Origin of the sequence: Micromonospora yangpuensis (assembly GCF_900091615.1) — a bacterium.
GTDB classification, from domain to species: Bacteria; Actinomycetota; Actinomycetes; order Mycobacteriales; family Micromonosporaceae; genus Micromonospora; species Micromonospora yangpuensis.
The window spans coordinates 3,527,901-3,540,674 of the sequence record NZ_FMIA01000002.1 but is presented as its reverse complement, the minus strand read 5'-3'; the positions used below and the strand labels follow the sequence as shown (position 1 = coordinate 3,540,674).

The window sequence follows — 12,774 nt, the reverse complement described above, 5'->3', positions numbered from 1 at the left end:
ACCGACGGGTCAGTGACCGTTCGGGCGGTCCTGGTAGACGTCGGGCACCCCGTCGCCGTCGGCGTCGACCCGCTCGCGCAGGGCGATGCGCCGGTAGGCGCGGTTGCGCCGGCTGAGCACCACCGCGGCCAGCGTCGCCGAGAGCACCGAGCCGGCCAGCACCGCGGTCTTGACGTGGTCGTCGGCCAGGCTGCCGCTGCCGAAGGCCAGTTCGCCGATGAGCAGCGACACGGTGAAGCCGATCCCGGCCAGCAGCGCCACCCCGAGCAGGTCCCACCAGCCGATGTCCTCGTCGAGCTTGGCGCGGGTGAACCTGGCCAGCAGGTAGGTCGAGCCGAGGATGCCCAGCGGCTTGCCCAGCACCAGGCCGGCGACGACGCCGAGCACGATCGGGTCGGTGAGCACCGCGGCCAGGTCGGCGTCGCGCAGCGACACCCCGGCGGCGAAGAAGGCGAAGACCGGCACCGCGAAGCCGGCCGAGATCGGCCGCCACCGGTGCTCCAGGTGCTCGGCGAGCCCGGGTCGGTGCTCCCCGCCGGGCGGCCCGACCTTGCCGCGACGGTCGCCGAGCACCGGGACGGTGAAGCCGAGCAGGACACCGGCGACGGTGGCGTGCACCCCGGAGGCGTGCACCAGCGTCCAGGCGGTGAACGCCAGCGGCAGCAACGCCCACCACCAGGTGCGTCGCCGCTGCACCAGGAGGCCGAAGGCGGCGATCGGCAGCAGTGCGGCCAGCAGCGGCAGCGGGCTGAAGTCGGCGGTGTAGAAGATCGCGATGATGCTGATCGCCAGCAGGTCGTCGACCACGGCCAGGGTGAGCAGGAAGGCCCGCAGTCCCTGCGGCAGGTACGCCCCGACCACGGCCAGCACCGCCAGCGCGAAGGCGATGTCGGTAGCGGTGGGGATCGCCCAGCCCTCCAGCGCGTCGCCGCCGGCGGCGAGGTTGACCGCGACGTAGATCAGCGCGGGGGCCACCATGCCGCCGACCGCGGCCACCACGGGCAGCGCCGCGCGGCGGGGGTCGCGCAGCTCACCGGCGACGAACTCGCGTTTGAGCTCCAGGCCCACCACGAAGAAGAAGATCGCCAGCAGACCGTCGGCGGCCCACGCGGACAGCGACAGGTCCAGGTGCAGGCCGTCCGCGCCGGGTAGCGGCACCCAGGCGCCGAGGTCGGCGTACCGGTCCCCCCAGGGGGAGTTCGCCCAGACCAGGGCGATCACCGCGCCGGCCAGCAGCAGCCCGCCGCCGACGGTCTCGGTGCGCAGGATGTCGGCCAGGAAGCGGGCCTCCGGCCAGGAGGTACGTCGGAACAGTCGGCCGATGCCCCGGGGGCGGTCGGGACTCGGACGGGGTTCGGTCATGGTGGTGGGCCGCCTTGCTGTCGGGAACGGTCGTAGCCATCGCCGACCAGACTTCCCGGCACACCAGGTCAGACTCTAGCCACCCGGGGCCGGGTGGGCGAGCGGGGCGGCGTGGGAGGCTCGTCTCACCCGGCCTCACCGGGGGGTGGCCAGGGTACTCAGCGCGGGCCGCTGGGCGCAGAGCGCGGCCAACTGGGCGATCAGGTCGTCGACCGCCGCGTACGGGTCGAGTCGCCGGGCGTCCTGCGGGCTGAGCGGGGGCACGCCGACGTGCGAGATGAGCGGGTGGATGGGCCGGGTGTCGATCTCGTCGGCGCCGAAGAGGTCCTCGTGCAGCTTCTCACCGGGCCGCAGCCCGGTGAAGACGATCCCGGCGTTGGTGGCGGACTCGTCGGCCAGCCGGCGGGCGACGTCGGCGATGCGGACCGGTTCGCCCATGTCGAGCACGAGGGCCTCGCCGCCCCGGCCGATCGTGGCGGCCTGCAACACCAGGTGCACCGCCTCCTGCTTGGTCATGAAGTAGCGGGTGACGTCGGGGTGGGTCACCGTGATCGGCAGTCCGGCCGCCAGCTGGGACCGGAAGGCGGTCAGCACCGAGCCCCGGCTGCTGAGCACGTTGCCGAACCGGACGCTGAGGTACCGGGCGCCGGAGCGGGCGGCGTAGTGGGCGGTCAGCTGTTCGGTCAGCCGCTTGGAGTAGCCGAGCACACTGATCGGGTCGGCCGCCTTGTCGGTGGAGATGTTGACGAACTCGGCGACGTCGCGGCAGGCCTCCAGCACGTTCAGGGTGCCCAGGATGTTGGTCTTGACCGCCTCTCCCGGGTGCCGTTGCAGCAGGGGCAGGTGCTTCAGCGCCGCGGCGTGGAAGACGATCTCCGGCCGGCGTTCGGCGATGATCCGACTGACCTGCTCGGCGTCGCGGATGTCGGCCAGGATCAGCTCCGGACCGTCGAGCAACGCCCGCCCGTACAGTGACATCTGCAGGGCGTGCAGCGCCGACTCGTCACGGTCGAGCATCATCAGCTCACCCGGTTCGCAGCGGGCGATCTGCTGGCACAGTTCGCTGCCGATGGAGCCACCGGCTCCGGTGACCAGCACCCGGCGACCGCGCAGACCGTTGCGTTCGCGGGTCGGCGCGACCGCCCGTGGGGCCCGGCCGAGCAGGTCGGTGAGCTGGATGTCGCGTACGTCGGTGACCGCCGGCGGGCGGTCCAGCAGGTCGTGCAGCGGCGGCAGCACCTTGAAGGTGGCGCCGGCGCGCACGGTCCGGTCGCGTACGTCGCGGAGCAGGCCGGTGTCGGAGCCGACCATGCAGAAGATCACCGTGTCGGCTCCGGTGCGCTGCAGGGCCGCGCCGATCTGGTGCCGGCCGCCGAGTACCCGTACGCCGTCGAGTCGCAGGTCCCGCTTGCCGAGTTCGTCGTCGAGCAGCCCGACCGGCAGGTACCGGCCGAGCGGGTCGGCGCGCAGCGCCCGCACCAGCCGGGCGGTGGTGGCGTCCACGCCGTAGATCAGCGCGCGGGTTGCCGGCTGACTCGTCCCCGGGTGCCGGTCCCGGTGGTACCGGTAGGCCGACCGACCGACCGCCATGATCAACAGTGCGATGACCGCACCGACCACGGGGGTGGTGGCGGGCACCGGCCGCTCCGGCATCGGCAGGATCACCAGCAGCGCGCTGGCGGCCGCCAGCGCGGCGGTGCCGGCCAGCTCGCGGGCCTCGTCGAGGCTGCCCACCGGGTCGTGCCCGCGCAGGCTGCGGCGGACCTGACCGATGCTGGCGTGCACCGCCGCGCAGGCCAGTGCGGTGACCAGCACCCACCCGCACTGGCCGGCGGTGAGCGTGAACTCGAAGCGGGTCCATGCGGCGGTCGACAGTCCCCCGCACCAGGCGAGGGTGTCCAGCGTTAACCAGGACAGGGCACCGCGGCGGCGCGGGACCGGGCGACGGCGCCGGTCACCGGTTGCTGCGGGTGTGGTCGGTGCTGCGGTGTCCATGCTCTGCCCTCGGCTTCTAGGCCCGGATGAGTGGTTTACGGCCGGGTGAGGTGCCGCATCGTCTACATTCGTTTCGTCCGGTAACGGGGCATTAGTCATCAATCAAAGCCCGTCATAAACTTTGTCATAGACATGGGGTGTTCCGGGGGATTTCCCGGCCGCCGGTGTCGGCTCGAGGAGGTACAGCTGATGGATGTTCGTGACTACTTGCACGCGGTTCGCCGCCACTGGTGGATCGTGCTGGTCACGGTCATGGTGGCGCTGGGCCTCACCACCCTGGTCACGCTGCGCGCACAACCCCGGTACGCCGCCTCGGTGACCTTCTTCGTCACCACCCCCAACCAGGGCGTCAGCGAGGCGTACCAGGGCAGCATCTTCATGCAGCAGCGGGTCAAGTCCTACGTCGACCTGTTGCAGAGCGACCGGTTGGCGGCCAGCGTGGTGGAGCGCCAGCCGCTGGGCCTGACGGCCGAGGGGGTGCGCAGCCGGATCGCGGCGCAGACCGTCCCCGACACGGTGCTGCTGCGGGCCACGGTGACCGACACCGACGCGACCCGGGCGCTGCGGCTGACCGAGGCGGTGGCGGCGGGCTTCGTCGAACTGATCAAGCAGGTGGAGACCCCACCGGAGGGGCGCACCGCCCCGATCAAGGTCGAGGTGATCGGCGGCCCCCGGGTCGGCTCCACCCCGGTCTCCCCGCAACCGCTGCGCAACTACGGACTCGGCACGCTGGGCGGGCTGCTCGCCGGGGTCGCGCTGGCGGTGTTGCGGACCAAACTCGACACCCGGCTGCGCGACGCCATCAGCCTGCAACGCGCCACCGGTAGCCCGCTGTTGGGCGAGATCCCCTTCGACGGCACCGCCCGGACCGATCCGTTGATCGTCGGCGAGGCCGCCAACTCCCCCCGCGCCGAGGCGATCCGGAAGCTGCGTACCAACCTGCGCTTCGTCGACGTGCACGAACCCGCCCGGGTGATCGCGGTGACCAGCGCCCTGCAGGGCGAGGGCAAGACCACCATCAGCTGCAACCTGGCGATCGCCCTGGCCGAGGCCGGCTGGCGGGTCGCGCTGGTCGACGCCGACCTGCGTCGCCCCAAGGTCGCCGAGTACCTGAACCTGGAGTCCAGCGTCGGGCTCACCGACGTGCTCGTCGGTGACGTGCAGGTCGGCGACGTGGTGCAGCGCTGGGGTGACAAGTCGCTGCTGGTGCTGCCCAGCGGGTCGACCCCGCCGAACCCCAGTGAGCTGCTCGGGTCCAAGGCGATGGCGGACCTGTTGGTGGTGCTGAGGGAGTCCGCCGACATCGTGATCATCGACACCGCGCCGCTGAGCAGCGTCACCGACGGAGTGGTGGTCGCCGTCCAGGCCGACGGCGCCCTGCTGGTCAGCCAGCACGGTCGCACCGACCGGGGCCAGGTCAGTGCGGCGGCGCACGCCCTGCAGTCGGTCTCCGTGCGGCTGCTCGGCTGCGTGCTCAACCAGGCGAAGCTGGGCAAGGCCGACGCGTACCGGTACGAGAGCTACCGGATCGAGGTGCCCGCCGCCCGGTCGGCCCCGTCCGGCCAGCACGGCGCGTTCCTCGGGCCGGACCGGGTCGCCGATCCGACCCAGGAGCTCACCCGGCTGCCTCGATGAGCGCCGCGACCGGCAGCACGCACCGCTCTATCACGCGCGCACACTGGCGGAAATCCGCGAGCGGGCCGCCGAGCGGGTCGGCCAGGTCGTCGTCGGCGGGAGCGGCCGGCTGCAGCCGCCCCCGCGCCTGGGCGGCGGCGCGTACCGCCGCCCGTAGCGGCTGGCCGGTGGCGGCCTCCGGTCGCGGCGCCAGCTCGGCCAGCCGGGCGAACTGGCGCAGCGTGAACACCCGGTGCAGCGCCGCGGGCGCCAGCGCGACGCAGGCCGAGCGTTGGTTGCGGGTGGCGGTCAGCACCAGCGCCGCGTCCAGGAGCTGCCCGGGGGCGACCCGGCGGCTGCGGAAGTCCGCCGGCACCGCACCGGTGCCGGCGGCGACCTCGGCGGCGTACGGATGCATCGGCCGGCCCTCGACGGCGTGGGTGCCGGCGCTGGCCACCGCGACCGGCAGCTTGGCAAGCAGGTCGGCGGCGAGGTACTCGGCCATCGGCGAGCGGCACAGGTTGGCGTGGCACACGAACAGGATCCGGTCGACCATCGGGGCCCCTCTCCACGGTGCGGTCGAACGAGGCGTCGTCGACCGGTCGGCGTGGCTCGGCGGCCTCCGGTCGGTCGGTGAGGGGATGCCGGCATCGTATGCGCCGGCGCGCCGGGAGCCGGGCCCCGCCGCGCCGGGAAGGAGAGCGGACCGGTGAGAATCGGGATGCTGTCGTACCACTTTCCGCCGGAGCCGGCCTTCCTGGCGGGCAGCCTGGCCGAGGAGCTGGCCGCGCGCGGACACCAGGTACGGGTGTTGACCGGCTTCCCCGACTACCCCGGCGGGCACGTCTACCCGGGCTGGCGGCAGCGGTGGCACCACGAGACGCACAGTCAGGGGCTGACCGTCCGTCGGGTGCCCCGGCTCACCGGTGACGGCACGACCCGGGGCCCGCTGGTGAGCCACCTCTCCTTCGCCGCCAGCGCGGCGGGGGTCGCCCGACGGTTCCTGCGGGGCGTCGACGCGTTGTACGTCTGCCAGCATCCGGCGGGCGTGTTCGCCACCGCCGCGGTCCGCCGGGTACTGGGCGCGGTGCCGACCGTGCTGCACGTACAGGGGCTCTGGCCGGGGGCGTGGGCCGCCGACACCCCGGGGCGTTGGGCGGACCGGCTCGCCACGGCCACCCGGGGGGCGTACCGGTCGGCGGACCGGGTCGTGGTGGGCACGTCGGCCATGCGGGACCTGGTGGTCGCCGACGGTGCTCGCGAGGACCGGGTCCGGGTGGTGCTCAGCTGGACCGACGAGCGTCTGTTCCGGCCGGTCAGCGCGAGCCCGGAGGTCCGCCGGCTGGTCGGTGGGGATGGTCGCTGTGTGGTGCTGCATGCCGGCACCATCGGCGCCGGGCAGCGTCTGGAGACCGCGATACGGGCGGCGGTGCCGCTGGAGCGGACCATGGAGCTGGTCCTGGTCGGCTCGGGGGAGCGGGAACAACGGGTCCGGGAGTTCGCCGCCGAGGTGGGGGCGCGCAACGTCCGGTTCGTGCCCCGCCGGCCGGCGCTGGAGATGCCCGAGTGGTACGCCGCCGCCGACTACCAGCTCGTGGCGACCCGTGATCTGCCCGAGCTGTCCGGCACCGTACCGACGAAGCTGCCGGCAGCGTTGGCCTGTGCCGCGCCGGTCGTGGTCTCCGCCGGTGGCGACACGGCCGAGTTCGTCGAGTCCGCCCGGGCCGGGCTGTCCTGCCCGCCGGAGGACTGGGCGGCGTTGGCCGACCGGTTCTGGCTGGCCGCCGCGATCCCGGCCAGCGCCCGTCTGGAGATGGGGCGGCGGGGTCGGGACGCCTATCTGCGGCAGATGTCGCTGCGGGCCGGGGTGGACCGCGTCGAGCGCCTGCTGCACGAGGTCGCCACCGAGTCAATGGAGAAAAGCTCTCAACTGCAACATTAGTCACCGATGTAACTGATAATCACGTACCGGACATGTTATGAAGTAGCGGACTGACTGACTACTTTTTGCATGCTTTTCGGATCGGAGGGTGACGGTGGTGCGGTGGACGACCCCGAGGCCACGCCTGTCCCGGCGTCGCCGGCGGATCCGGCGTCGCCGGGCGCTGCTCGCCACTCTGGTCGCGTGCTGCCTGCTGGTGGTGTCCGTCGGCTGGGTGGGCCTGCGTGGTTGGCAAGCCCGCGCCCACCTGCTCAACGCCGCCGAACTCGCCCAGGAACTCAGCGCCCAGCTGACCCAGGGCGACACCGACCGGGCCCAACGGACCCTCTCGGCCCTGCAGGAACAGGCCCGCCAGGCCCGCGCCGCGACCGCGGGTCCGACCTGGTCGATCGCCGGGTGGCTGCCGTACGTCGGCGACGACCTGGACACGGTCGGGCAGATCGCGGCGGTGATCGACGACCTGTCCCGGCACGCGTTCCCGTCGCTGCTGCGGGTGGACCTCACCGCGCTTCTGCCCCGGGGCGGGAAACTCGACCTCTCCGCGCTCAAAGCGGTCGCCGGTCCGCTGACCGCCGGGGACGAGGCGGTACAGCGGAACCGGGCCAGGTTGGCGGGTCTGTCCACCGACGGTCTGCTGCCCCAGGTCGGTGCCGCGCTGACCGCGCTACGGCAGGAGACGGACCGGTTGTCGCAGCTGACCGCGACGGCCAGCCAGGGCGCCCGGGTGCTGCCCGCCCTGCTGGGCGCCGACGGGCCGCGGTCCTATCTGCTGGTCTCCCAGAACCTGGCCGAGGTCCGGGCCACCGGCGGCATGCTGGGGGCGTACGCGTTGATCCGGGCCGACGACGGCCGGGTACGCATCGTCTCCCAGGGCAGTTCCTCGGCGACCCTGCTGCGGTTCGACCCACCTGTCGACCTGCTCAGCACCGAGATGCGGCACCTGTACACCGACCTGCCCGGGGTCTTCCCGGGTGACGTGAACCTCACCCCGCACTTCCCGACGGCGGCGAAGCTCTACCGGGAGATGGTCCGGCGGCGGACCGGTACCACTGTCGACGGGGTGCTGGCGGTGGATCCGGTCGCGCTGTCGTACCTGCTGGCGGCCACCGGACCGGTCACCGTGCCGGACGGCCCGAAACTGACCGCGCAGACCGCGGTCCGCACCCTGCTCTCCGACGCCTACCTGCGCCTCGACACCGTCGAGCAGGACGAGTTCTTCTCGGCCGCGGCGTCGGCGGTGTTCAACAGCCTGCTGGCGCGCCAGGTAAGCCTTCCGGGTGTTTTGTCGGCATTGAGCCGTTCCGTACATGAACGCCGGATATTGTTTTGGAGTGCCAGGGCAGCGGAGCAGCAGATCCTGACCACCAGCCGGGTGGCCGGGACGTTGCCGGAGCAGGAGAAGGAGCCGACCGTCGGTGTCTTCCTCAACGACGGCACGGGCGCGAAGCTCAGCTACTACCTCACGCAGACGGCGAACCTGACGGTCGGCGCGTGCCGTCCCGACGGTAGGCGTTCGCTTCGGCTGCGGCTCACCCTGCACTCGTCGGTACCGCGCGACGGACTCACCTCCTCGGTGCTCGGGCCGGCGAAACACGTCCCGCCGTACACCGTCCGCACGCTGGTCAACGTCTTCAGTCCAGCAGGCGGCACGGTGCTGGGCGGACGGCTCGACGGGACCGAGGTGGCGCTCGGCAGCGGCACCGAACGGGGACGGCACGTCGTCGTCGCCAACGTAGAGCTGGGCCCGGGAAAGTCCCGGACCCTCGAGGTCGACCTGCTGACCGCGGTGGACACCACCGTCGGCACGGCGCACCTCTGGCACACACCCACCGCCACCCCGTGGACCACCCAGATAGATACCGCACCAGCCTGTCACTAGTAGGAGGGAACCATCATGCGGCTAACCCGCATCATCATGGCGCTCACGGTCGGTCTGGCCGTGGTGGCCGCACCGGCCGTGGCGGCCGCGGCAGCGCCGCAGCCGACACCGTCACAGAGCGTCTCGCCCACGGACTACCCGCCCCAGCCGCCGGCCCTGACGGTGACCCCGACCACCACCACCGTCGGTAACACCGTCACCCTCACCGGTGCCGGGTTCCTGCCCGGCGAGACCGTGGTCATCAGCGTCACGGTCAACCCGGTGCTGCCGTCGATCACCGTGGTGGCCGACGCCAACGGCCGGTTCTCGGTGCCCTACACCCCCACCATCGAGGGCACGTACACCTTCACCGCGGTGGGTCAGACCTCCGGTCGGACCGCGTCGACCACCCTGCGGGTGCTGCCCCGACCGCAGCCCTCGCCCAGCCACACCTGGCCGCCGCACCACGGTGGCAAGCCGCCGCACAAGGGTGGCTGGCTGCCGGTGACCGGCGACAACGTCGGCACCCCGGTGAAGGTCGGTGGTGGCCTGGTCGGCGCGGGAGCCGTCCTGATGCTGCTGACCCTGGCCTGGCGCCGGCGCAGCCGCTTCGGCTCGGCGGGTGACTGACCTCCCCCGGTGAGGCCGGGCAGGGCCCGGAACACCGCCGACGGCGTCCACCACGGCATGTGGTGGACGCCGTCGGCGTGCCGCTCTCCGCCGGCTACCGCCCGCTGTCACCCGACGCCGACGGGTGTGCGCGTGCGACCCGGATGTCCAGCAGGGCGGCGACCAGGGCCACCGCGATGATGCCGGTGGCCAACAGCAGCGCGTGGCGGAAGGCGGTGGTCCAGTCACCGGTGGCGGCGAGGTTGCCGAACAGGACCGTACCGACCGCGGCGATGCCGGTGGCCGAGCCGATCCGTTGTCCGGTCTGGAGCATGCCCGCGCCGCTGCCGGCCTGGGGCACCGGCACCCGGGCCAGGGTGAGCGTCTGGTTCGGCGAGATCACCAGCCCGCTGCCGAGCCCGGCGACCAGCAGCGGCGCGGCGAGTACCAGCGGCACGGGCGCGTCGGGTGCGAGCCGGGACAACCCGAGCACGGCGCCCAGCCCGAGCACCACCACGACCAGACCGACGGCGACAAGTGGCCGGCCGCGCCGGTTGACGATCCGGCCACCGAGGGCGGAGGTGACCGCCGAACCCAGCGCGAACGGGGTGATCGCCAGGCCGGCGACCAGGGCGCTGTAGCCCAGCCCGTTCTGCAGGTAGAGGGTGAAGATGAAGAAGACCGCGGTGAAGCCGCCGAAGTAGGCCAGGGCGATCAACGCGCCCAGCAGGTACGACCGGATCCGCAGCAGACGCAGGTCGAACAGGGGGCTGCGGGTCCGGGCATAGTGACGTTCCCAGAACCCGAAGGCGACCAGGGTCGCCAGCCCGAGCGGCACCAGTAGCCACTTCGCCGGACTCTGCCACTGCTCGCGCTGCACCAGGGGCAGCAGCAGCGCGACGACACCGAGTCCGAGCAGCCCGACCCCGACCGGATCCAGTCCCCGCCCCTCGGGCCGGCCGGCTGGCCGGCCCGGGACGAGCCGCCAACCGAGCAGGACCGCGACCACCCCCACCGGCACGTTGACGAAGAAGACCCAACGCCAGCCCTGCTGCTCCCCGCCGAGAGCGATGAGCATGCCTCCCAGCAGCGGACCCACCGCGGTGGACACCCCGATGGTGGCCCCGAGCAGACCGAACGGGCGGGCCCGTTCCGGCCCCCGGAACAGCTCCTGGATCATTCCCGTGACCTGGGGGTTCACCACCCCGGCGGCGGCGCCCTGCAGCAGCCGGGCGGCCACCAGCCACTCGGGGGAGCGGGCCAGGCCGGCCAGCGCGCTGGTCACGGTGAACAGTGCCACCCCGCAGACGAAGGCACCGCGGCGGCCCCGCAGGTCGCCGAAGCGTCCGGCGGGGACCAGGACCAGACCGAAGGTCAGCGCGTACCCCGACAGCACCCACTGCAGGTCGCTCGTGGTGGCACCGAGCGCGCGGTCGATCGACGGCACGGCGACGTTGACGATGCTGACGTCGAGCAGGGTCATGAACGCCGCGACCAGGCCGACGCCGAGCGCCTGCCACCGTCGCCGGTCGGCCCCGTCGGGCCGGGTACCGGTGCCGGTCACGCCAGCTGACGGGCACACCACCGGGGGCCGAAGTCCAGGCCGGCCAGCGGGGAGTCCTCCCGGTGCAGCAGGTTGCGCTCGGTGAGCTGGCGCAGGGGCGCGTGGACCTGCTCCTCGGTCAGCCCCGCCTCCTCGGCGATCAGCTCGGGGTAGGGCACCTGGCCGCGCGTCTCCAGCGTGGCCACCGCCTCGTAGACGAGCAGTTCGAGGTCTGACAACTGCACCTGCGGCATGGCCCCGCCTCCTTCGACTCCGAGCCGCCCGGGCAGCACCGGCGGCACGCGCCGCGCGGGTACCCGGTGTCGTGCCGAAGATGCCCGCCGGCGGCCAGCCGCCCGGTAGACACCTAGCATCCTAGGACGCCGTGCAGGTGGTGACCCCACCCACCAGTCACGCCCAGAACCGCAACAGCAGAAACCGGAAGAACCTATCGAGGCCAGTCGGCCAGCCGGCGGCGTAGCCGCCGCACCTGGGCCTCGTCCAGTCCGTACCGGGCGAACCGGCGATCGGGGAGCCGGTCGAGGTACCGCCCGGCGGCCCGGACGTCCTCGTCGTCCAGGCCCGGGTCGAGCTGTCGGGCCAGCCGGAGCAGCTCACCCACGGGGTAGTGGTCCAGGGCGGCGGCGACGTCGATGAAGTCGCGTACCTCCCGGCGGTTGACCAGGGCGGCGGTCTTGTTCGCGACCAGGTCGTGGACGTCCATCACCGGCCCGAGATCCATCACCACCGGGCTGCGGTGCCGGTCGAGCCGGGCCAGGCTCAACCGGATCCGTCGCCCGTCCCGGCTGACCAGGAAGTCCTTCATGTCCTGTGCGAAGCCGTCGAACAGGTCGGCCAGGTCGCTGTCCGGGTCGGCGTCGACGACCTGGAAGCCGGCCCGGTGCAGGGCGGTGCGGACCTCGGTGGCGGCGGCCAGCGCCGCTCCCGGTACGTCGGCGAACAGGTCGACGTCCTCGGTGGGGCGGGTGACCAGGCCGTGTGCCGCCCAGGCCACGCCACCGCCGAGGACGAAGCGGTGCGGGCCGGCGGCGGTCAGGGCCACCCGGGCCACCTCGCGGTAGAAATCGTGCGGGTGACTGGCGGTCACGTGGTGCGCAGGGTCCGGTGCCGGCTCTCCCACGCCTGGCGTACGCCGCGGGGGAGGTTGAGGGCGCGCCACCGGCGCCGCAGCACCCCGCCGTTGATCAACTCGCGGAGGTCGTCGGCGCGGGTGCTCTCCCGCAGGACGTTCTCGTACATCCAGAGCAGCTGGTCGGGGTCGGTAAGGTCGAAGGTGCGGTCGGCGTGCCACATCAGGCGGACCGGCAGCTCGACCAGGCCGTGGGTGGGGCCGGTGAGCTCGGCGAGGGTCCGGGTCACGACGGCGGGGCGGCCGGGGCGGGCCAGGTGGGCCACGCCGGCCGCGACGGGTACGACGCCCTGCATGCTGTCAGGGTAGCGCCGCAGGTGGGATGCGCGGGTGGCCTGTCGGTCAGCGCGGTGGCGGGGGTGGTCCGGGGCGGCCCCGTCGTCGGTCCCGGGCGGTGTGGCAGACGGCCGAGGCGAGCAGGAACCACCAGAGCAGTCCGATCGGCAGCAGGGTCGTCGTAGTGCGCCCGGGTGTGCCGGTCAGGGGTGTGGTGAGCAGTAGCAGGGCGCTGCCCAGCGTGCCGGCGGTGACGGTGGTGCGCCAGGGGCGGGGCAGCCGGCGGGCGGTGGGCAGGCCCAGGGCGGTGGTGGCCAGGGCGGTGGCGCTCAGGAGCAGGGCCGGGGTCAGTGCCGACATGGTGGCGGGGTTGCCGTCCTGGCAGGTGGCAAACCAGGTTGGGTCGGTGTGCTCGCGTACTGGTG

Annotated in this window: 12 protein-coding genes; 4 read left to right on the top strand and 8 right to left on the bottom strand. The window is 72.9% G+C overall.

Going from position 1 to position 12,774, the window contains the following annotated elements; genetic code table 11:
- Positions 1 to 9 precede the first annotated feature (9 nt).
- Complete coding sequence (gene nhaA / locus GA0070617_RS15970; RefSeq protein ID WP_091438557.1) at positions 10 to 1,362, bottom strand: Na+/H+ antiporter NhaA; 1,353 nt, start codon at positions 1,360 to 1,362, stop codon at positions 10 to 12.
- 135 nt (positions 1,363 to 1,497) lie between these two features.
- Positions 1,498 to 3,357, bottom strand: a complete 1,860-nt coding sequence (locus GA0070617_RS15965) for a nucleoside-diphosphate sugar epimerase/dehydratase (protein ID WP_091438554.1) — start codon at positions 3,355 to 3,357, stop codon at positions 1,498 to 1,500.
- A 189-nt stretch (positions 3,358 to 3,546) separates the two neighbouring features.
- On the opposite strand from GA0070617_RS15965, the gene GA0070617_RS15960 reads away from it, so the two are divergent.
- The gene (locus tag GA0070617_RS15960; protein ID WP_091438551.1) at positions 3,547 to 4,992 is read left to right on the top strand and encodes a tyrosine-protein kinase domain-containing protein; all 1,446 of its coding nucleotides are present in this window, start codon (positions 3,547 to 3,549) and stop codon (positions 4,990 to 4,992) included.
- Here the strand turns inward: GA0070617_RS15960 and GA0070617_RS15955 are convergent.
- Positions 4,973 to 5,527: an arsenate reductase/protein-tyrosine-phosphatase family protein gene (locus GA0070617_RS15955; RefSeq protein WP_091438548.1), complete on the bottom strand. Its 555-nt coding sequence runs from the start codon at positions 5,525 to 5,527 to the stop codon at positions 4,973 to 4,975. The genes GA0070617_RS15960 and GA0070617_RS15955 overlap by 20 nt on opposite strands.
- A 153-nt stretch (positions 5,528 to 5,680) precedes the next feature.
- Between GA0070617_RS15955 and GA0070617_RS15950 the strand changes: the two genes are divergently transcribed.
- From GA0070617_RS15950 to GA0070617_RS15940, 3 genes are all read left to right on the top strand, one after another.
- The gene (locus tag GA0070617_RS15950) at positions 5,681 to 6,913 is read left to right on the top strand and encodes a glycosyltransferase family 4 protein (RefSeq protein WP_091438544.1); all 1,233 of its coding nucleotides are present in this window, start codon (positions 5,681 to 5,683) and stop codon (positions 6,911 to 6,913) included.
- A 97-nt stretch (positions 6,914 to 7,010) separates the two neighbouring features.
- Entirely contained in the window at positions 7,011 to 8,792 is a 1,782-nt protein-coding gene (locus tag GA0070617_RS15945) for a DUF4012 domain-containing protein (protein WP_229688350.1), read from the top strand.
- Positions 8,793 to 8,807: 15 nt separating this feature from the next.
- A complete protein-coding gene (locus GA0070617_RS15940) occupies positions 8,808 to 9,401 on the top strand; it encodes an Ig-like domain-containing protein (RefSeq protein WP_091438538.1) in 594 nt (197 codons plus the stop codon).
- Positions 9,402 to 9,495: 94 nt separating this feature from the next.
- Here the strand turns inward: GA0070617_RS15940 and GA0070617_RS15935 are convergent, their stop codons facing one another.
- From GA0070617_RS15935 to GA0070617_RS15915, 5 genes are all read right to left on the bottom strand, one after another.
- Positions 9,496 to 10,944, bottom strand: coding sequence for an MFS transporter (locus tag GA0070617_RS15935; protein WP_229688351.1), 1,449 nt, complete (start codon positions 10,942 to 10,944; stop codon positions 9,496 to 9,498).
- On the bottom strand, positions 10,941 to 11,177 hold the full coding sequence (locus tag GA0070617_RS15930) for a hypothetical protein (RefSeq protein ID WP_091438535.1): 237 nt from the start codon (positions 11,175 to 11,177) through the stop codon (positions 10,941 to 10,943). Before GA0070617_RS15930 ends, GA0070617_RS15935 begins: the two co-directional genes overlap by 4 nt.
- A gap of 194 nt (positions 11,178 to 11,371) precedes the next feature.
- Positions 11,372 to 12,031: a nucleotidyl transferase AbiEii/AbiGii toxin family protein gene (locus GA0070617_RS15925; protein ID WP_229688352.1), complete on the bottom strand. Its 660-nt coding sequence runs from the start codon at positions 12,029 to 12,031 to the stop codon at positions 11,372 to 11,374.
- Positions 12,028 to 12,369, bottom strand: a complete 342-nt coding sequence (locus GA0070617_RS15920) for a hypothetical protein (protein WP_091438529.1) — start codon at positions 12,367 to 12,369, stop codon at positions 12,028 to 12,030. The genes GA0070617_RS15925 and GA0070617_RS15920 overlap by 4 nt, the downstream gene beginning before the upstream one ends.
- Positions 12,370 to 12,415: 46 nt before the next feature.
- The gene (locus tag GA0070617_RS15915; RefSeq protein ID WP_091438526.1) at positions 12,416 to 12,709 is read right to left on the bottom strand and encodes a hypothetical protein; all 294 of its coding nucleotides are present in this window, start codon (positions 12,707 to 12,709) and stop codon (positions 12,416 to 12,418) included.
- Positions 12,710 to 12,774: the final 65 nt, after the last annotated feature.

What these genes read in the sequence shown, in the direction of transcription:
- GA0070617_RS15915 (WP_091438526.1), bottom strand. Translation starts at nt 12,709, where the DNA reads ATGTCGGCACTGACCCCGGCCCTGCTCCTGAGCGCCACCGCCCTGGCC.
- GA0070617_RS15965 (WP_091438554.1), bottom strand. Translation starts at nt 3,357, where the DNA reads ATGGACACCGCAGCACCGACCACACCCGCAGCAACCGGTGACCGGCGC.
- GA0070617_RS15955 (WP_091438548.1), bottom strand. Translation starts at nt 5,527, where the DNA reads ATGGTCGACCGGATCCTGTTCGTGTGCCACGCCAACCTGTGCCGCTCG.
- GA0070617_RS15920 (WP_091438529.1), bottom strand. Translation starts at nt 12,369, where the DNA reads ATGCAGGGCGTCGTACCCGTCGCGGCCGGCGTGGCCCACCTGGCCCGC.
- GA0070617_RS15960 (WP_091438551.1), top strand. Translation starts at nt 3,547, where the DNA reads ATGGATGTTCGTGACTACTTGCACGCGGTTCGCCGCCACTGGTGGATC.
- GA0070617_RS15930 (WP_091438535.1), bottom strand. Translation starts at nt 11,177, where the DNA reads ATGCCGCAGGTGCAGTTGTCAGACCTCGAACTGCTCGTCTACGAGGCG.
- GA0070617_RS15940 (WP_091438538.1), top strand. Translation starts at nt 8,808, where the DNA reads ATGCGGCTAACCCGCATCATCATGGCGCTCACGGTCGGTCTGGCCGTG.
- nhaA (WP_091438557.1), bottom strand. Translation starts at nt 1,362, where the DNA reads ATGACCGAACCCCGTCCGAGTCCCGACCGCCCCCGGGGCATCGGCCGA.